Here is a 17,912-nt window from a genome sequence, read left to right on the forward strand (position 1 = left end):
GGCTTAGAACAGCCCGGAGACCGTGCCATCGGGATCGATGTCCATCTCGGCGGCAGCGGGGTCGGCCGGGAGGCCAGGCAGCGTCAGCACATCGCTAGTGAGCGCGACGAGGAAGCCCGCGCCGGCGGAGGGGTAGATCTCCTGAATTTCGAGCTCCCACCCTGTCGGCGCGCCCTTCCACTCGGCGGTGTCGCTGAGCGAGTGGAAGGTTTTGGACATCACCACTGGCACGTCGTCGAACCCCAGCGACTCCATCCGCTCGATGTCGTCCTGCGCGCTGCTCTGGAACGTGACCGACTCTGCGCCGTAAATTTCGGTCGCGATCGTCTCGATTTTCTCCTCGATCGAGTCGTCGACGTCGTAGAGGTACTCGAACTCTTCGTCGTCCTCGTCGATCGCGGTCATGAGCTTCCGGGCGAGGTCCGCACCGCCCTCGCCGCCCTCGCCGAACACCGTCGATTCGGCGGCCTCGACCCCGAGATCGTCGCGGCAGTGATCGAGAACGGCCTGCACCTCCTCGTCGGCGTCGCCCGGGAATCGGTTGAGCGCCACCACGACCGGCACGCCGAACTTCCGGAGGTTCCTGACGTGGGCGTCGAGGTTCTCGAACCCGCCCCGAACGGCCTCGACGTCGGTTTCTTCGAGCGCGTCGAGGTCAGCGGGCCACATGTCCTTGCCGTGGTACTTCAGCGCGCGGATCGAGGCGACGAGCGTCACTGCGGCGGGTTCCATCTCGCCGAACCGACAGACCACGTTCATGAACTTCTCGGCCCCCAGATCGGAGCCGAAGCCCGCCTCGGTGATAAGGTAATCCGAGAGCTTCCGCGCGACGTCGTCGGCGATCAGCGAGTTGGTTCCGTGGGCGATGTTGGCGAACGGACCGCCGTGAACGAACGCGGGCGTGCCCTCGATGGTCTGGACGATGTTCGGCTTCAGGGCGTCCTTCAGCAGGATGGTGACTGCGCCCGTCGCCTCGATGTCGTCGGCGGTCACGGGGTCGCCGTCCTCGTCGTAGGCGACGATGATCCGTGCGACGCGCTCCTTGAGATCGGCGAGATCGTCGGCGAGACAGAGGACGGCCATCAGTTCGGAGGCTGCCGTCAGGATGAACCCGTCCTCGCGGGGCACGCCGGTGACGTCGCCGCCGAGGCCGACCACGGTCTCGCGGAGCACCCGATCGTTCATGTCCATCGCACGGGGCCACTCGACCCAGTTGACCGCGATGTCGAGCTCGTTGCCCTGCTTGATGTGGTTGTCGAGCATCGTCGAGATGAGGTTGTGCGCCGACGTGAGCGCGTGGAGATCGCCCGTGAAGTGGAGGTTGATGTCCTCCATCGGCAGTACCTGAGAGTAGCCGCCGCCGGCCGCGCCGCCCTTCACCCCGAAGACGGGGCCGAGCGAGGGCTCGCGGATGGCGGCGAGGGCGTCCTCGCCGATGTGGTTGAACGCCTGGCTCAGCCCCACAGTAGTGACGGTTTTGCCCTCGCCCATCGGGGTGGGTGTCATTCCTGTCACGAGAATCATCTCGCCGTTATCGCGATCGGATTCCCGGACGCGCTCGATCGCGTCGAACGTGAGCTTCGCGGTGTCGTCGCCGTAGAGGTCGAGGTCGTCGGCCGCGAGCCCGAGCGGTTCGACCACCTCGGTGATCGGATCGGTGTCCACGCTCTGGGCGATCTCGTAATCCGTCGGGAACCCGTCATCTTCGTCCGAGGATGCCATGTGCCATCGTTCTCCGGAGTGCCTTTTCAACGTTCGTGTGAAGCACGTCCAGCCTTTTTATGCGATGAACGACGACGATCGCTGCTCGGCGATCACAAAACCGTCGTACAGCGCCCCGGTACCGCGTCGGCCGCGGCTCCTTGGCGACGCTGAACGAACGATCCTCGCGAAATCCTTTAGGCGTCCTCCACCGGAGAGAGTGTCGACCGGTTCGCCGGAACGAACCGATCGGCCCCTCGATGAACGAACCACGCGTCGTCACGACCCGCTCCGCGTTCGCCGGAACCGCCCGCGAGGCTCCACGAGCAGCGCGCGTGCCGGTCGAAGTTCGAGTGACTGTCGACGATCCGTTCCTCGCTTATCGGCGCGCACGCGGTCGTGAGCAGACGGAACGAGCCGATGGAGTGTACCTCGAAACCACTGGTGGTCAGGCGGGCTGGGGGTACTTCGCCATCGACCCAGTGTTCCGACTGCAAGTCGGTGACACCTTCGAACCCGCCGACGACGCCGAACCGTCACCCTCGCTTGCGGAACTCGCCGGGCTGCTCGATCGCGAGACGCTCGTCCGCGGCGACTGCGACGTGCCCTACCCCTGCGGGGCGTTCGGCTGGCTCTCCTACGACATCGCCCGCGAGCTGGAGGATCTTCCCGATACCACCGTCGACGATCGCGGCCTACCCCGACTCCAGCTCGGGGTCTTCGATCGGGTGGCCGCATGGGAGACGGGATCGGCGGACGAGACGACGCTTCGTGTGACGGCCTGTCCCCGGATCGGCGACGACCCCGCCGCGGCGTACGAGCGGGGTCGCGAGCGTGCGCTCGATCTCGCTCGCGCCGCCATCACGGGCGACCCGTCGATCGGTGACGCACCGATCGAGGCCGACGACGCCACGTTCGAGAGCGACTGCACTCCCGAGGAATTCGCCGAGCGGGTGCGGCGGGTCAAACAGTACGTCCGCGACGGCGACACGTTTCAGGCGAACGTCTCCCAGCGGCTGCGCGCGCCGGCCGCTGTCCATCCCGTCGCGGCCTTTGCTGCGCTCCGGCGGGTGAACCCCGCCCCCTACTCGGCGCTGCTGGAGTTCCCCGGCGTAGATCTCGTGAGTGCCTCGCCGGAACTCCTTCTGGATGTGAACGAGGACGAACTGCTGACCGAACCGATCGCCGGCACCAGGCCACGCGGTGACACCCCCGAGGAAGACGCCGAGCTGGAACGCGATCTTCTCACGGACGAGAAGGAACGCGCCGAACACGCGATGTTGGTCGATCTCGAACGCAACGATCTCGGGAAGGTGAGCGAGTACGGCAGCGTCGAGGTTTCGGAGTATCGCCGGGTCGACCGCTACTCCGAGGTGATGCATCTCGTCTCGCTGGTCGAGGGACGTCTCCGCGCGGATCGGGACCTCGTGGATGCCGTCGCCGCGACCTTCCCCGGCGGGACGATCACCGGTGCGCCCAAACCCCGAACGATGGAGATCATCGACGAGGTCGAGACGACCCGGCGCGGGCCCTACACCGGCTCGATCGGGGTTTTCGGCTTCGACGGCCGCGCCACGCTGAACATGACGATCCGGACGCTGGTGCGCCGCGACGAGGAGTACTTCCTCCGAGTGGGTGCGGGGATCGTCCACGACTCCGAGCCCGAGAGCGAGTACGCCGAGACCATGGACAAGGGCCGCGCGCTGATTACGGCGATCGACGACGCGCTCGGCGACCGTGGCGAGCTGGCGGTCGAGCGCGCGACCGCGGCGGACGGCGGTGCAGCCGCGGCCGACGACGGGGAGGTCGGCGAACGATGACCCGGATCCTCGTGATCGACAACTACGACTCCTTTGCCTACAATCTCGTCCAGTACGCCGGTACGGCGGTCGACGCCCCCGAGAACGGCGAGGTCGTGGTGCGGCGCAACGACGCGATCGACGTCGCGGGGGTTCGAGAGCTGGATCCCGACGGGATCGTCGTTTCCCCAGGACCGGGCACGCCCGCCGAGGCCGGCGTGTCGATCCCGGTGTTCCGCGAGCTCGACTACCCGACTCTCGGGGTGTGTCTCGGTCATCAGGCGCTCTGTGCGGCCCACGGCGCGCCCGTCGGCCACGCGCCCAGCGTGGTCCACGGCAAACCCTCGACGGTCCGTCACGACGATCGAGGGGTCTTCGCAGGGCTGCCCGAGACGTTCGCCGCCGGTCGGTATCACTCCCTCGCGATCGAGCGCGACGACCTCCCCGATCCTCTCGTCGAAACGGCGCGATCCGAGGACGCCGAGACGACGGACGAGGATTCGCCAGCCCACACCGACGGCGTCGTGATGGGCGTGCGCCACCGCGAACTCCCCCACGAGGGCGTCCAGTTCCACCCCGAAAGCATCCTGACCGACGTCGGGATGGAAATGATGAAAAACTTCGAGCGGCGGTGTCGCCCGAACGATCGGTAGCACCAGGGGCTGAGCGCCTGATACTGGTGCTCAGCCCTCGGCGTCCGCCTGGCGCTCGGCCGCGCGCGCCACGTTCGCAACGAGCATGGCGAGCGTAACTGGGCCGACGCCACCGGGGACGGGCGTGATCGCCCCCGCGACCGACTCCGCACTCTCGAAGTCGACGTCGCCGACGACCTCGGTGCTTCCCTCGCTTCCCGATTCGACTCTGTTGGCGCTCACGTCGACGACCGTGACGCCAGGCGAGAGCATCGAGCCATCGACGAGCCCCGGCACACCGACGGCAGTCACGACGACGTCCGCGCGGCGGGTCACGCTCCCGAGATCCGAGGTTCGAGAGTGACAGACCGTCACTGTGGCGTTGCCGTCCGGGCACTTCTGGAGCAGGAGGTTCGCGAGCGGCTTCCCGACGATGGCCGAGCGGCCGACGATAGCGATGTCCTCGCCGGCGATCGGAATCTCGTGTGCTGTGAGCAGGCGGCGGACCGCGGCGGGCGTCGCCGGGAGATAACGGGGATCGTCCCGAACGAGCCGGCCGAGGTTCGCGAAGCTGAGACTGTCGACGTCTTTTGTTGGGTCGAGCCGTCGCCGCACGCCGGCGAGCGCGACGTGATCCGGCAGCGGGATCTGGACGAACACGCCGTCGATTTCGGGGTCGGCGCACAGTCGGTCGACCGTATGATGGAGTCGCTCCGCGGGTGCACCGGGATCGATTCGGACGTCCTGACTTGCGATGTCGAGGTCGCGACACGCCGCGTGTTTCAGTTCCACGAACCGCTCGTCGGCCGGATCGTCGCTCATCAGGACCGTGGCGAGCGTCGGCGTGACGCCCCGCTCGTCGAGTTCGCGGACGCGATCGTGCACGTCGGCCCGGATCTCGGCCGCGACCGGCTCGCCGCGCAGCCGTTCGGCGGACGGCATATGCTCCGTCTGGACCGGCCCGGGTTTGAACCTATCCGTGTGAGCGGGCGCACTCGAAGTATGCTACCGGGGAGGAGATTTTGACTAGCATCGGCGTACAACCACAGGAAGGCGGCGACCGATCGGACCGATCCGCAGATGGCGTTCCTCCCAACAGCATGAGAGCATCGGGCAAGTCACGACTCGAATGAGAACCGCAGACCACACGCCTCCCCAACCGATTCGCTCAGTCACTCCGTTCCTTCACTCATCCCTCGCGCGAGTCGCGCGTCTCCGGCGTCTGCTCGCGGGTGCTTCGCACCCGCTCGCACGGCCAGCGGGACCTCCGGTCCCGCTCGGCGCTCCCGCGCGCCACCGCTCCCCGGTGGTGAACCGATTTCCGCTGACAGTACCGCGGCTCACGACACGGCCGGCTGCGCGATCGATGGATGAGTGGGCGCAGAGAGAACGCCGCCGATGACTCCCGACATAAATGGGTGGTGCTGTTAACTCTTTCATTTATGATCCGGAGGAACAGTGTTCGAAGGCGATGGCAGAACCCGAACCACCGACCACCGAACGCGATTCGCACCCGAACCACCCGAACGTCGACCAGTCCGACCGCGTGCTCCCGCGAAATCTGCGCCAGTCCGGCGACCCCGGAATCGAGATGCTGGTCTCGACCCGCGTCCGGAAATCGCCGTTCTTCCACAAGTCGTTCAACGAGGAGGGTGCATGGCGCGCGACGGTCTACAACCGGATCTACCACCCCCGGGGGCTGGTCGAACCCGAGGACGGCGGAGCGATGGCGGAGTACGAGGCACTGACCGAGGCCGTGACGCTGTGGGACGTCGCGGTCGAGCGCCAGATCCGCGTGAAAGGTCCCGATGCGGAGGCGCTCACCGACTACGTCATCACCCGGGACGCGACCGAGATCGAGCCGATGCACGGCAAGTACGTCATCCTCTGCAACGAGGACGGCGGCGTGCTGAACGACCCCATTCTACTCCGCGTCGAGGACGACGAGTTCTGGTTCTCGATCTCCGATTCCACGCTCATGCAGTGGCTCGAAGGGGTGAACGTCGGCAAGGAGTTCGACGTCGCAATCGACGAGATCGACGTCGCCCCCATGCAGATTCAGGGTCCGCGCTCGGAGGACGTAATGGTCGAGGTCGTCGGCGAGGAGGTTTCCGAGATCCCCTACTACGGTCTGATGGAGGCCGAAATCGACGGCTGTCCCGTGCTCGTGAGCCAGACCGGGTTCTCGGGCGAGAAGGGCTTCGAGATCTACGTGAAAGAGGCGATGGAGAACGCAGAGCGGGTGTGGGACCCCGTACTGGAGACCGTGAAAGACCACGGTGGGATGCAGATCGCGCCGGGCCACCACCGTCGGATCGCGGCGGGCATCCTCTCGTGGGGCCAGGACATGGATCACGAGACCTCGCCGTTTCAGGTCAACCTCGGCTATCAGGTCCCCGACGACAAAGCGGGCGACTACGTCGGCAAGGAGGCACTCGAAGCCCAGCAGGAGCGGATCGAGAGCGGCGAGTATCCGTTCAACCTCAAGATGGTCGGGCTGAAGATGGCGGGCGAGCCGATCCGGGACTACGCGCCCGACTTCTGGCTCGTCTCCGATCCCGATACGGGCGAGGAGTGTGGGTACATGACGTCGCCGTGGCACAACCCCGAACTGGAGACCAACATCGGCCTCGGCTTCGTGCCGGCGGAGAAGCTCCAGCAGGAGACCGACGCGGCGCTCAACGACGAGATCTACGAGGAGGATCTCGACATCGAGTTTCAGGTGCATCTCCCCGACGAGTACGCCGAGGAGTCTGGCGAGTCGGTGTACGCCACGGTGGCCGAAGTGCCGTTCAAGGAGTCGGTCAACCCGAGCGCGCGCGAGCAGGCCAAGCTGAACGCGCGAAAGGACGCCGAATCCGAGTAAGCCCCGCTCGCGTCACGTGATCGCCTTTCCGAGGGCGCTATGCGCGTCGATCGGCGCGTCATCCGAGCGAACGACGTTCCGGCGGTCGATGCGCGAACGCGGTCGTGTCACTCCTCCAAGAGCGCCGTCTCGACGAGTTTGGCCGTCCCACGACGGATGCGACCGCCGATGGCGGTCGGTGAGAGATCGAGTTCGTCCGCGACGTCGGCGAGGCGGGCCTCGCGCGGCTCCTCGAAGTAGCCGTTCTCGTAGGCCGTCACGAGCGCGACGCGCTGAGCCTCGGTCAGGCCCGTGGGTTCGCCACCGTTCCACTCGTCCTGGCGGAACATCTGCTGGAGGGTGAAGGAGATGTCCTCGTCGTCGCAGTAGTCGGCGAGCGCGGCGAGCGCTTCCCGGTCGGGGAACTGGAGTCGGACCGTCCAGCCGCGGGCGCTGGTGGTGGCCTCGCGCATCAGCCCGCTGAGTTCGCTCGTCTTCGGCGAGACGAGCTTCGTCTCGGGCGGGTGGCGGATCCGGTAGACGCGGGTCGCCGCCGAACCGGCCACCAACTGCCACTCCGCGACCGTGTGATCCTCGTCGAGTCTGGTCTCGAACTCCTCGCCGGGGTTCTCGACGAGGAAGAAGAAGATCCCCGTCTCGGGGTCGGTGCCGGACTGGGGCACGACTCGGATGGTCACGTCGGGACACTCGCGGATCGTGGGCGCGAGCGAGAGGTCCGGGTGGTCGATGTCGACGACGGCGATCAGGTTCACGACCGGCCACCCCGTCGTGCCTGGTTCGGCGTGCCGGCACGGCGATGCACCCGTCGCCAGGCGGTCGGCGAGGCGGCAGTCGGCACGGCCGGCCGCCGAACGCATCGGGCGGCCGAAACCGAGGGCCGAAACGGCGATTCACGCGTGGGCGATCGTCGATCGTCGTCGGTCCGAGGATCGATCACTGTTCTCGTGTCTCATGAACCGATTCGCCGACAGTCGGTTAAACCGTTCGGATCGCCATGGCGCGTCGCGTGCCGATCGGACGGCGGACCGTCGAGCGTGGACGGCGGAGCCACGATCCCCGACGATCGGCCCCGTGTCCATCGCACGCTCGAAGCGAGGCTGGACCGAAACGGCGACGCGAACAGGGACGAATTTGGGTGTGAGTTCGGGGTATGTTTTTATGTGACCCGTATGTGGTGAGTATGTGGGTGAGCACCCAACTATGTCAAACGACACCATCGCGGAACGCATCGAAGCGGGGGAGAGCTTCGTCGACCCCGACAACTTCGAGTTCGACAACGCCGACGACGACATCGATCGCGAGAACGAGAGCACGCGTGACCTGCTCGGCCGCGTCAGCGGCGCGCTGAACCGGCGCTCGTTCATGGGCAACGCTGCGAAGGCCGGAGCCGGGGCGGTCGCGCTCGGGACCCTCGCGTCGGGCTCGGCGGCGGCCTACCACGAGGCCAGCGACGTCGACATCCTGAACTTCGCGCTGACGCTCGAACATCTCGAGGCCGCGTACTACAACGAGTTCCTCGACGAGTACTCCGAGGGCGAGATCGAGAACGCGGACGCGATCGGCATGAAGTTCGCCGATCCGAAGCTCCGGTACTCGACCTGGCAGGAACTCGTGCGGATCCGCGACCACGAGGAGGCCCACGTCGAGGCGCTGACGAGCACGATCAACGACCTCGGCGGCACGCCCGTCGAGGCCGCCGAGTACGAGTTCCCGTACGACTCGCTCGAATCGTTCGTCAAGTTCTCGAACCGCGTCGAGGCGGTCGGCACGTCGGCGTACGCCGGTGCGGCACCGTTCCTCGACAACGAGGCCGTCGTGGAGGCGGGGCTGTCGATCCACTCGGTCGAGGCACGACACACCAGCTACTTCGGCGCGCTGCTGCCGAAGAGCTCGATGCCGAACGCGTTCGACCCGGCCCGCAGCATGGACCAGGTCGTCGGCATCGTCTCCCCGCTGATCGTCTCCGAGTAGTCAGTTCGGCCCACTCTCGCTTTTTTGATCGTGTGCCGCCGTGAGTCGAGACTGCCGTCGAGCAGCCGGTCAGTCACTTGGCGAGAGCGTCGTAGTCGAACCAATTCGTTGCCGGCGCACGAGCGGGTTTCGACAAGATTTAACCTCCGGGTCGTCTCCGAGCGGACATGAGCGAAAGCGAACAGCAGGCGAGTGCGACCCGATCGTGTGTCTCGTGTGGGATCAACATCTCGGGCACCAACGCCGCCGCCTTCGACTGTCCCGAGTGTGGGACGCAGATCTACCGGTGTGCGACCTGTCGCAAGCAGAGCAACCTCTACGAGTGTCCCGACTGTGGGTTCACGGGGCCGTAATCATGGGGAAGGTCGCCGCGAAGCTCAAGGTGATGCCGGAGAGCCCCGAGGTCGATCTCGACGAGCTCCAGCACGAGCTCGAGGACTCGCTGTCCGAGGGTGCGAAGATCAACGGGTTCGAGCGCGACGACGTCGCCTTCGGCCTCGTCGCGCTCCTGCCGACGGTGATCGTCCCCGACGACGCCGGCGGAACCGAGGCGGTCGAGGAGGCGTTCGCGGACGTCGAGACGGTCGAGAGCGTCGCGGTCGAGAACGTCGGCCGGATCTGAACCGCGGAGCGGCAGGTGGTACGGTCGGCCCGACGTGTCGACCCGGAACGGACGTTTTATGACGGTCGACGGGCAAGCGAGCCGTATGCCTAACTCGAAAGGACCTCTCAAGAAGACCCGCAACAAGCTCTCGAACGATCCGCGCGAGCGCGGCACGTCCCCGCCCCAGCGCGCGATCGAGGACTTCGACGAGGGCGATCACGTCCACCTCAGCCTCGATCCGAGCGTCACCGATGGACGGTTCCATCCCCGGTTCAACGGCCACACCGGCGAGGTGCTCGGGAGCCAGGGCCGGGCCTATCGGGTCGAGATCGTCGACGGCGACACCGCGAAGACCCTGATCGTCACCCCGGAGCATCTCCGCCGTCAGGAATGACGATCTTCAAGGAGCGCCTCGACGAGGAGTACCTCACGCTCGCCGAGACGAAGGAACTGCTCGCCGACGTCGAGGCCGAACACGCCGCCGACGAGGACCGCGAGATGCCCTACGAGCTCGCGCGCGCCATCGAGCACGTCAACCGGTTCGCGGAGCTCACCCCCGAGGAGTCCCGCGAGTTCGTGGCCGAACTCCGCGAGCACGAGAAGGTCGACGAGCCGACCGCCTACAAGATCGCGGACCTCAAACCAGCCAATCGCGACGAGCTCCGCGCGATCTACGCCCAGGAGCGGTTCTCGCTGTCGGGCGACGAGCTCGACGACGTGCTCGGGATCGTCGCGAAACACGTCTGATCGCCGCGAATTTAAGTACGTCCTCGGTGTACGGGAGGTATGAATGACGCCGAGAGCGGCGACGATGCGGGAGCACGCGAGCCACGAGCCGTCGTGCTCGATCTGCTGCCGAACGGCCGTCCCGACGACGACCGCCCGGCCCACCGGAAACCGCCGCTCGCCTACGCCCTCGGCGAGTCACAGTTCCGACTCCGGGAGCTGACGCTGGCCGAGGACGCCGACATCTCCATCGGCGATCGGATTCAGTTCGACGGCGAGGGGGTCGAGTCCTCCCGCGAGGTGGCGTACGAGGACCTGTCGAACGCCGCGCGATCGGAGCTCGAGTACGCGGCCGAGGAGATCATCGACCGCGACGAGGCGCGGTTCGTCGACTTCTACAACGACGCCCAGCCGATCACGCTCCGGCTCCACCAGCTCAATTTGCTCCCGGGGATCGGCAAGAAGCTCCGCAACTCGATCCTCGACGAGCGAAAGCGCGAGCCATTCGACGGGTTCGACGATCTCGAAGAGCGCGTCGCGGGACTCCACCGACCGAAGGAGATCCTCGTCGAGCGCCTGATCGAGGAGCTCCGCGACGACGACCTCAAGTACCGCATCTTCGTCGGGCGCGACCCGAACGAGGGGTAGGTATCGTGACTCGATCGCGCGGTCCAGTGCGGACCTCGCATCTCGGGTGACGTCGGGAACCGCCCGAACCCGCGTCAGTCGTACAACCCGTACATGACCGCATCGGCCGACACGCCGATCGGGGTGATGAGAAGTGTCGGGATCACAGCACCGATACGTAGCACCTCTCGTAGCGTGGCAACATCGCTGAACTCACTCGGAGCGCCCACTATCGCGAGGCCAACGGCTACCGTGGTCGCAAGTGAGACGACGCTGAGCAACAGCGCCACGCCGAAGACGGTCCACGTGTGCCCCTCTGTGAGATCGAAACTTCGACCGAGTGCTTCTATCGGTCCGCAGTCGTCCAACATGACGGCAGCCGTGACCAGCCGCAACCGCACACTGAGGTAGATCCCAGGAACGACCAGGAACAGCAATCCGAAGATGATGATCACGCCGGAGATCAGTCCGGCGACGAACACGATGACGAGACGGACACCGAACGACACTCGGTTCTCGGGACGGCCACCCAGCGTAGAGTACGCCATAGCCACCACGACTCCGCCGGCAACGAGCGACAGAACGTTGGAAAGCGACTGGGAAAGCAGCGAAGCCACTGCGACGAACAGGTACACGACGAAGATCATGGGGGCACGGCGAGCCGTCGAAACCCCTTCGGAGACGATACCGATGGTGCTGGCCGACGCTCCGCGGTCGATATCGAGAGAACTACCCGTTTCAGTACTCATCGTGATGTGGTATGTCGCCCGAATGGCTCAGTTAAACGCCTTCCGGCCCGACAGAGAACACGGCGACGGCCGTTGGCGAAGACAACTGGCCGCCTCTCGGTAGAGTGGGTTCCCCGACCTGATCCATCGTGCGCGAGCATCGGCTACGGCGCTCGCTACTCACGCCCCTTTGCGTTCTGCCCTGCGCAAGCGGGATGAGCAGAAACGCGATGTTTTCATCAACCGGTCGTTGTCAGTACGCCGACACCGAACGCTTTCAAGACAGCGAGGGGCTTTTCGTTCCGTACCGTCCGTTACCAGCGCTACGGATCCTGGGAGAGAGCAAACACGGCGTTTAACATGCGACGAACGGATACACCGAGTCATGACCGGTCGGAACCGTTCGTCGACGGCGAGCCGCGATCCCGACGCGCTGCTGGCCCGCGCAGGGATCCAGCCCGACCGCGATCAGGACCAGCACTTCCTCGTCGACGACCGCGTGCTCGATCGCCTGCCGACGTATGTCGAGGGGGTCGACACCAATCACGTCCTCGAAATCGGGGCCGGGACGGGCGCGCTGACCGACCGCCTGCTCAACGTCGCCGATCGCGTCACGGCGGTCGAGCGCGACGCGCGTCTGGCCGAGTTCCTCCGCGAGGAGTTCGCCGACGCCCGCGGGGAGGGGCGGCTCGAAATCGCCGAGGGCGACGCGCTCTCGGTCGAGCTTCCCGAGTTCACCGCGTCGGTGTCGAACCTTCCGTATGGGGTGTCGAGCGAGGTGCTGTTTCGACTGCTGCCCGCGAAGCGACCGCTCGTGGTCACAGTACAAACGGAGTTCGCCGAGCGGATGGTCGCCGATCCGGGTACGGCGGAGTACGGCCGGCTGTCGGTGACTGCGGGCCACTACGCCGAATGCGAGATCGTGGAGACCGTCCCGCCGGAGGCGTTCTCGCCGCCACCGGCCGTCGAGAGCGCCGTTGTGCGCACCGCGCCGCGCGAACCGAACTACGCAGTCGACGAAACGGCGTTTCTCGCGTTCGTCAGGGGGGTGTTCACCCAGCGACGCAAGACCGTCCGCAACGCGATCCGGAACACGACCCACATCTCGGGGATCGAGCGGCCCGGGGCGGTGGTCGAGGCCGCCGACGAGGCGCTGCTGAGCCAGCGGGCGGGCGACCTCGCCCCGGCGGAGTTCGCCGAGCTGGCACGGCTCGGGTGCGAGGTCGGTGGTGTGTCGAGCGAGGGAGCCACGTCGGGAGAGGAGGCCGGATGAATCGCGAGCGTCGGCGGGCGATGATCGGCGATCCGTGTGGTGCGACCACCGTGCTCGCACGGTCCCGGCGATTTCATGCAACGGCGGAAAGTGAGCGGAAACACACGACCCGATATGGGCGTCGTAGAGGAAGTCCGGGACTCGATCGTTCCCGGCGGCGACGGCGAAACGACGGCGTATCGCTGTATCGACTGTCTCGCGGAGTTCGACGAGCGCCGACAGCTCTGTCCGAAGTGTGGCGGCGAGCGATTCGAGACAGTCTGAATCGGGGACACGAGCCTCCCGAGGAGTTCCGAAGTAACATCACTTCGAGTCATCGGCCGACCGACCGACCACTGGAGTCGGCGGGAGGATGGTCGGCCATCACGGTCCGCGAGAAGGGAAAACGCCGATGAACATCTTCCGGTACGCCTGGCAGCTACAGCGGGCGTACTTCGACACGCTCGGGGAGAAACTGCTCGGGACCGTCGTGCTGTTCGTGCTGCTGGCGGCGATCGGCGAAGCCATCAGACGCGCGGGCCGGCCGCTCAAGCGGCGCTACAGCACGCGACTGACCGAGGCGACCCAGGCCGGCGCGGTGGCGGTGCTCACCGTGGGTGTCGTCCTCGCGCTCGCCGTCATCTGGGAAGTAACGGGCCGTCTCGGAACGCTCGTCTATCCCCTGTTGTCCGTCAAACCCTGGATCATCGTCCGGGGGCTGGTTTCGGTCGCGCTCGTCGTGGTCGCCTACCTCCTCATCCGACTGCTGAACCGATCGATCGACCGGCTCTCCGAGGAACACGACGCGATCACCGACCACCAGAGCGAGGTCGCGTACCACGTCGCCGACGTCGGGGTGTTCGTGTTCGCGTTCCTGGGCGTTCTCGTCACCTGGGGTATCGATCCGGGGCGGCTGTTCGTGGGTGCGGGCGTGCTCGGTGCGGTGCTCGGTTTCGCGGCGCGGGACACCCTCGGTGCGATCACGTCGGGGTTCGTGCTGCTGTTCTCGCGGCCGTTTCGCGTCGGTGATTGGATCGAGGTCGAGGAGTACGAGGGCGTGGTCCGCGACGTGACCATCGTCAACACCAAGATCAGGTCGTTCGACGACGAACACGTGCTGATCCCGAACGACGAGATCACCAGCAACCCCCTGGTCAACCGGTCGCGGAACGACCGGCTCCGGATCGACATCGAGGTGAGCGTGGACTACGACACCGACCTCGACCGGGCGATGGCGGTGGCCGCGAACGCGATGGACGAGTGTGACGACCGCGTCCGTGAAATCCCCTCGCCACGGGCAGTGCTGAAACGCTTTGCGGACTCGGGGATCGTGCTCGAACTCCGGTTCTGGGTCGACGATCCGAGCGCGAGACGGGTCTGGGAGGCGAAGACCGTCGTGATCCGGACGGTGAAGGAGACGTTCGACCGCGAAGGGATCGTCATTCCGTTCCCCCAGCGCACGCTCAACGCGAGGGACGAATCCGGGTTCGGCGTCGCCGGCCGCGGCGCGACGGAACGCGGCGGCTCGGGCGAGCGGGCACGGGGGTCGACCACGGCAGCCGACGGCGGCGAGGACTGATGGGACTCGACGACCGCCGCGAGCGCGACGACGTGTACCAGGCCGCCGAGGATTCGGCCCTCCTCGCGACCGCGGCGGTTGCGGCGGCCGAGCCCACCGACCGCGTGCTCGACGTCGGCACCGGATCGGGCTACGTCGCGGCGCGAGTGAACGAGACCGGCGCGCGAGTGGTGGGAACTGATCGGAACCCCCACGCCTGTCGCCAGGCCCGCGACGCGGGTATCGAGACCGTCAGAACGGACCTCACGACTGCCTTTGCCGCCGACGCGTTCGATCTCGTGACGTTCAACCCACCCTATCTCCCGACCGAGCCCGACGAGGCGGTCGACGACTGGATGGGGATGGCGCTGTCGGGCGGTGAGACCGGCCGGGCGGTCATCGAGCCGTTCATCGCCGACGTCGGCCGCGTGCTCGCACCCGAAGGACGGGTTCTCCTGCTCGTGAGCACCCTCTCCGGGGTCGAGGCGGTCGTCGAGCGCGCCGCCGACGCGGGGTTCGCGAGCGAGACCGTCTCCGAGGAGTCGTTCCCGTTCGAGACGCTGTCGGTGCTCCGGCTATCGAAGGAGTGACGCCGTCGACGGCAGCGATGGATCGACGAACGAAACGAAAGGCGTCGAAATCGCCGACCTGACTTTCGAATCACAGGCTGGGATGGGGTCAGGACTAAGGGATCACAAGAGCAACCGCATTGAACGGGGAGCCCGTATCGGTACACAATGAGCCACCGGAAGACACAGCTCGACATCCGGGGGATGAGCTGTGCGAACTGTTCGCAAACGATAACCGAGGCGCTTCAGGGCCTCGACGGAGTGCGGACGGCGGACGTCAACTACGCCACCGACGAGGGAAGCGTCGAGTACGACCCGGACGAGACGACGCTCGCGGCGATCTACGCTACGATCGACGACGCCGGATACAGCGTGGCGAGCACGTCGATGTCGATCGCCATCACCGATATGACGTGTTCGAACTGCGCGGAGACCAACGAGACGGCACTCGAAGCCGTTCCGGGGGTTATCTCGGCGGACGTCAACTACGCCACCGACGAGGCCAGCGTCAAGTACAATCCCGCCGAGACCGATCGAGAACGACTCTACGCCGCGGTCGAGAGCGCCGGCTACTCGCCCGTGCGCGAGGACGACGACGGTGAGTCGGAAGCCGAACGCCGCGACGCCGCCCGTGACGACGAGATCCGCCGCCAGCTCCGGCTCACGCTGTTCGGCGCGGCGCTCTCGCTCCCGCTGATCGCCTTCATGATCGAGAAGCTCGTGCTCGGTGGCGGGGCGCTCCCCGAGACGATCCTCGGTGTGGAGTTCGGCTGGGTCGAGTTCCTGCTCGCGACCCCGGTCCAACTCGTGCTCGGGCGGCCGTTCTACAGGAACTCGTACAACGCGCTGGTGAAGAACCGGACGGCCAACATGGACGTGCTGATCGCGCTCGGCTCCTCGACAGCCTACGTCTACTCGGTTGTCGTGCTCCTGGGGCTGCTCGCGGGTGGGCTGTACTTCGACACCGCCGCGTTGATCCTCGTGTTCATCACGCTCGGGAACTACCTCGAAGCGCGCTCGAAGGGCCAGGCGGGCGAGGCGCTCCAGCAGCTCCTCGAAATGGAGGCCGACACCGCGACCGTCATCAACGACGGAGGAAACGAGGAGGAGGTTCCCCTCGAAGAGGTCGACATCGGCGACCGAATGAAGGTCCGGCCAGGCGAACAGATCCCGACCGACGGCACCGTGGTCGACGGGCAGAGTGCGGTCGACGAGTCGATGGTCACCGGCGAATCGGTCCCCGTCGAAAAGGAGGAGGGTGACGAGGTCGTCGGCTCGACCATCAACGAGAACGGTGTGCTGGTCGTGGAAGCCACCAAGGTCGGTGCCGACACCGCGCTCCAGCAGATCGTCCAAACTGTGAAGGAAGCGCAGTCGCGCCAGCCCGAGATCCAGAACCTCGCGGATCGGATCTCGTCGTACTTCGTGCCGATCGTGATCGCGAACGCCCTGCTCTGGGGGATCGTCTGGTATCTGTTCCCGGCAGCGCTCGCCGGGTTCGTCGGCGTGCTGCCGGCGTGGGGGCTCGTCGCTGGCGGGCCGGCAGTCGCGGGTGGCACGGTTTCGGTGTTCGAGTTCGCGGTGGTCGTGTTCGCCTCCTCGGTCTTGATCGCGTGTCCGTGCGCGCTCGGGCTCGCAACCCCGGCGGCGACGATGGTCGGCACCTCCATCGGCGCGAAAAACGGCGTCCTGTTCAAGGGTGGCGACGTCCTCGAACGTGCGAAGGACGTCGATACGGTGGTGTTCGACAAAACCGGGACGCTGACCGAGGGTGCGATGGAACTCACCGACGTCGTTGTCTTCAATGCTCGCACCGCTACCGGCGGCGACGACCCCGAGACGGCGGCCGACGGGGGCGCGCAGGCGCTCGACGGACAGTCCAAGGCCGGGAGCGAGGCAGCAGTCGACGAGGGGACCGTCCTCCGAGCGGCGGCGAGCGCCGAATCCGGCAGCGAACACCCGCTCGCACGAGCGATCGTCACGGGTGCCGAAGAGCGAGGGATCGACCTCGCCGAGTCCACCGGGTTCGAGAACGTGCCTGGTCACGGCGTCCGCACAGTAGTGGAGGACGACGAGGTGCTCGTCGGGAACCGCAAGCTCATGCGCGATAACGACATCGACCCATCGCCCGCCGAGGACGAACTCGAACGCCTCGAAAACGAGGGCAAGACCGCGATGCTCGTCGCGCGCGGCGGGAGCCTCCTCGGCCTCGTCGCCGACGCCGACACGGTGAAAGAGAGCGCGAAGGAGGCCGTTTCGGCGCTCCACGAACGCGGCCTCACGGTTCACATGATCACCGGCGACAACGAGCGTACAGCCAGAGCAGTCGCCGAGGACGTCGGCATCGATCCGGCGAACGTTCGCGCCGAGGTCCTGCCGGAGGACAAGGCCGACGCGGTCGACGAGATCCAGGCCGACGGTACGAAGGCGATGATGGTCGGTGACGGCGTGAACGACGCGCCCGCGCTCGCAACCGCCTACGTGGGAACGGCGATCGGCTCGGGCACCGACGTCGCGATCGAGGCCGCGGACGTCACGCTGATGCGCGACGATCCGCTCGACGTGGTGAAGGCCATTCGGATCTCCGATGGGACGCTTCGGAAGATCAAGCAGAACCTCTTCTGGGCGCTCGGGTACAACACCGCGATGATCCCGCTCGCCTCGCTTGGCCTGCTCCAGCCCGTGCTCGCCGCGGCGGCGATGGCGTTCTCGTCGGTATCGGTGCTGTCGAACAGCCTGCTGTTCCGGCGGTACACGCCCGACGAGGACTACCGCCCGCTGTACGACTGGCGATAGGCCGTGGGGCGTGGGTTCTGCCTGGCGAACCGAGCGAGGCAGGCTCCGGTACACGCCGGATCACGACGACGAACTGTTCGGGC

18 protein-coding genes are annotated in these 17,912 nt (G+C 66.5%); 14 read left to right on the top strand and 4 right to left on the bottom strand.

Features of this window, described 5'->3' with window-relative positions; translation table 11 throughout:
* Positions 1-3: 3 nt before the first annotated feature.
* The gene (locus tag TX76_RS04810; RefSeq protein WP_049899702.1) at positions 4-1,722 is read right to left on the bottom strand and encodes a formate--tetrahydrofolate ligase; all 1,719 of its coding nucleotides are present in this window, start codon (positions 1,720-1,722) and stop codon (positions 4-6) included.
* Between the two features lie 239 nt (positions 1,723-1,961).
* Between TX76_RS04810 and pabB the strand changes: the two genes are divergently transcribed.
* Together pabB and TX76_RS04820 are read left to right on the top strand one after the other, a co-directional pair.
* On the top strand, positions 1,962-3,521 hold the full coding sequence (pabB, locus tag TX76_RS04815; RefSeq protein ID WP_049899705.1) for an aminodeoxychorismate synthase, component I: 1,560 nt from the start codon (positions 1,962-1,964) through the stop codon (positions 3,519-3,521).
* Positions 3,518-4,153: an anthranilate synthase component II gene (locus tag TX76_RS04820; RefSeq protein WP_049899707.1), complete on the top strand. Its 636-nt coding sequence runs from the start codon at positions 3,518-3,520 to the stop codon at positions 4,151-4,153. The genes pabB and TX76_RS04820 overlap by 4 nt, the downstream gene beginning before the upstream one ends.
* A gap of 30 nt (positions 4,154-4,183) precedes the next feature.
* On the opposite strand, the gene TX76_RS04825 is transcribed toward TX76_RS04820, so the two are convergent.
* Positions 4,184-5,074, bottom strand: a complete 891-nt coding sequence (locus TX76_RS04825; RefSeq protein WP_049899711.1) for a bifunctional 5,10-methylenetetrahydrofolate dehydrogenase/5,10-methenyltetrahydrofolate cyclohydrolase — start codon at positions 5,072-5,074, stop codon at positions 4,184-4,186.
* Positions 5,075-5,603: 529 nt separating this feature from the next.
* On the opposite strand from TX76_RS04825, the gene TX76_RS04830 reads away from it, so the two are divergent.
* Complete coding sequence (locus TX76_RS04830; RefSeq protein WP_049899714.1) at positions 5,604-6,998, top strand: aminomethyltransferase family protein; 1,395 nt, start codon at positions 5,604-5,606, stop codon at positions 6,996-6,998.
* Positions 6,999-7,105: 107 nt separating this feature from the next.
* Here the strand turns inward: TX76_RS04830 and TX76_RS04835 are convergent, their stop codons facing one another.
* Positions 7,106-7,750: a helix-turn-helix domain-containing protein gene (locus TX76_RS04835; protein WP_049899900.1), complete on the bottom strand. Its 645-nt coding sequence runs from the start codon at positions 7,748-7,750 to the stop codon at positions 7,106-7,108.
* Positions 7,751-8,198: 448 nt separating this feature from the next.
* Between TX76_RS04835 and TX76_RS04845 the strand changes: the two genes are divergently transcribed.
* From TX76_RS04845 to TX76_RS04870, 6 genes are all read left to right on the top strand, one after another.
* Positions 8,199-8,969, top strand: coding sequence for a ferritin-like domain-containing protein (locus tag TX76_RS04845; RefSeq protein ID WP_049899720.1), 771 nt, complete (start codon positions 8,199-8,201; stop codon positions 8,967-8,969).
* 167 nt (positions 8,970-9,136) lie between these two features.
* Positions 9,137-9,322 carry an HVO_2753 family zinc finger protein gene (locus tag TX76_RS04850; RefSeq protein ID WP_049899723.1) on the top strand — a complete coding sequence of 62 codons (186 nt, stop codon included), beginning with the start codon at positions 9,137-9,139 and terminating at the stop codon, positions 9,320-9,322.
* Positions 9,323-9,324: 2 nt separating this feature from the next.
* A complete protein-coding gene (locus tag TX76_RS04855; protein ID WP_049899726.1) occupies positions 9,325-9,591 on the top strand; it encodes an elongation factor 1-beta in 267 nt (88 codons plus the stop codon).
* Positions 9,592-9,676: 85 nt separating this feature from the next.
* Entirely contained in the window at positions 9,677-9,967 is a 291-nt protein-coding gene (locus TX76_RS04860) for a 50S ribosomal protein L21e (RefSeq protein ID WP_049899728.1), read from the top strand.
* Positions 9,964-10,320 carry an RNA polymerase Rpb4 family protein gene (locus TX76_RS04865; protein ID WP_049899731.1) on the top strand — a complete coding sequence of 119 codons (357 nt, stop codon included), beginning with the start codon at positions 9,964-9,966 and terminating at the stop codon, positions 10,318-10,320. The genes TX76_RS04860 and TX76_RS04865 overlap by 4 nt, the downstream gene beginning before the upstream one ends.
* Positions 10,321-10,359: 39 nt before the next feature.
* Positions 10,360-10,947, top strand: coding sequence for a DUF655 domain-containing protein (locus TX76_RS04870; protein ID WP_049899735.1), 588 nt, complete (start codon positions 10,360-10,362; stop codon positions 10,945-10,947).
* 74 nt (positions 10,948-11,021) lie between these two features.
* On the opposite strand, the gene TX76_RS04875 is transcribed toward TX76_RS04870, so the two are convergent.
* A complete protein-coding gene (locus tag TX76_RS04875) occupies positions 11,022-11,675 on the bottom strand; it encodes a hypothetical protein (protein ID WP_049899738.1) in 654 nt (217 codons plus the stop codon).
* A gap of 364 nt (positions 11,676-12,039) precedes the next feature.
* On the opposite strand from TX76_RS04875, the gene TX76_RS04880 reads away from it, so the two are divergent.
* The 5 genes from TX76_RS04880 to TX76_RS04895 all read left to right on the top strand — a co-directional run bounded on the left by TX76_RS04880 (position 12,040) and on the right by TX76_RS04895 (position 17,829).
* Complete coding sequence (locus TX76_RS04880; protein WP_049899741.1) at positions 12,040-12,927, top strand: 16S ribosomal RNA methyltransferase A; 888 nt, start codon at positions 12,040-12,042, stop codon at positions 12,925-12,927.
* A 114-nt stretch (positions 12,928-13,041) separates the two neighbouring features.
* Complete coding sequence (locus TX76_RS17985; RefSeq protein WP_195155998.1) at positions 13,042-13,191, top strand: hypothetical protein; 150 nt, start codon at positions 13,042-13,044, stop codon at positions 13,189-13,191.
* Positions 13,192-13,318: 127 nt separating this feature from the next.
* Positions 13,319-14,485 (top strand): mechanosensitive ion channel family protein, encoded by a 1,167-nt coding sequence (locus tag TX76_RS04885; protein ID WP_049899902.1) that lies wholly within the window; start codon positions 13,319-13,321, stop codon positions 14,483-14,485.
* Positions 14,485-15,054: a HemK2/MTQ2 family protein methyltransferase gene (locus TX76_RS04890; RefSeq protein WP_049899744.1), complete on the top strand. Its 570-nt coding sequence runs from the start codon at positions 14,485-14,487 to the stop codon at positions 15,052-15,054. Before TX76_RS04885 ends, TX76_RS04890 begins: the two co-directional genes overlap by 1 nt.
* 147 nt (positions 15,055-15,201) lie before the next feature.
* Complete coding sequence (locus TX76_RS04895) at positions 15,202-17,829, top strand: heavy metal translocating P-type ATPase (protein ID WP_049899747.1); 2,628 nt, start codon at positions 15,202-15,204, stop codon at positions 17,827-17,829.
* Positions 17,830-17,912 lie beyond the last annotated feature (83 nt).

Origin of the sequence: Halococcus agarilyticus (assembly GCF_000334895.1) — an archaeon.
Lineage (GTDB): Archaea > Halobacteriota > Halobacteria > Halobacteriales > Halococcaceae > Halococcus > Halococcus agarilyticus.

Bases quoted from the DNA above. Each gene is read 5' to 3' on its own strand.
- TX76_RS04855 (WP_049899726.1), top strand. From the start codon at position 9,325: ATGGGGAAGGTCGCCGCGAAGCTCAAGGTGATGCCGGAGAGCCCCGAG.
- TX76_RS04810 (WP_049899702.1), bottom strand. From the start codon at position 1,722: ATGGCATCCTCGGACGAAGATGACGGGTTCCCGACGGATTACGAGATC.
- TX76_RS04890 (WP_049899744.1), top strand. From the start codon at position 14,485: ATGGGACTCGACGACCGCCGCGAGCGCGACGACGTGTACCAGGCCGCC.
- TX76_RS04845 (WP_049899720.1), top strand. From the start codon at position 8,199: ATGTCAAACGACACCATCGCGGAACGCATCGAAGCGGGGGAGAGCTTC.
- TX76_RS04850 (WP_049899723.1), top strand. From the start codon at position 9,137: ATGAGCGAAAGCGAACAGCAGGCGAGTGCGACCCGATCGTGTGTCTCG.
- TX76_RS04820 (WP_049899707.1), top strand. From the start codon at position 3,518: ATGACCCGGATCCTCGTGATCGACAACTACGACTCCTTTGCCTACAAT.
- TX76_RS04885 (WP_049899902.1), top strand. From the start codon at position 13,319: ATGAACATCTTCCGGTACGCCTGGCAGCTACAGCGGGCGTACTTCGAC.
- TX76_RS04870 (WP_049899735.1), top strand. From the start codon at position 10,360: ATGAATGACGCCGAGAGCGGCGACGATGCGGGAGCACGCGAGCCACGA.
- TX76_RS04875 (WP_049899738.1), bottom strand. From the start codon at position 11,675: ATGAGTACTGAAACGGGTAGTTCTCTCGATATCGACCGCGGAGCGTCG.
- pabB (WP_049899705.1), top strand. From the start codon at position 1,962: ATGAACGAACCACGCGTCGTCACGACCCGCTCCGCGTTCGCCGGAACC.
- TX76_RS17985 (WP_195155998.1), top strand. From the start codon at position 13,042: ATGGGCGTCGTAGAGGAAGTCCGGGACTCGATCGTTCCCGGCGGCGAC.
- TX76_RS04865 (WP_049899731.1), top strand. From the start codon at position 9,964: ATGACGATCTTCAAGGAGCGCCTCGACGAGGAGTACCTCACGCTCGCC.
- TX76_RS04825 (WP_049899711.1), bottom strand. From the start codon at position 5,074: ATGCCGTCCGCCGAACGGCTGCGCGGCGAGCCGGTCGCGGCCGAGATC.
- TX76_RS04860 (WP_049899728.1), top strand. From the start codon at position 9,677: ATGCCTAACTCGAAAGGACCTCTCAAGAAGACCCGCAACAAGCTCTCG.
- TX76_RS04830 (WP_049899714.1), top strand. From the start codon at position 5,604: ATGGCAGAACCCGAACCACCGACCACCGAACGCGATTCGCACCCGAAC.
- TX76_RS04895 (WP_049899747.1), top strand. From the start codon at position 15,202: ATGAGCCACCGGAAGACACAGCTCGACATCCGGGGGATGAGCTGTGCG.
- TX76_RS04880 (WP_049899741.1), top strand. From the start codon at position 12,040: ATGACCGGTCGGAACCGTTCGTCGACGGCGAGCCGCGATCCCGACGCG.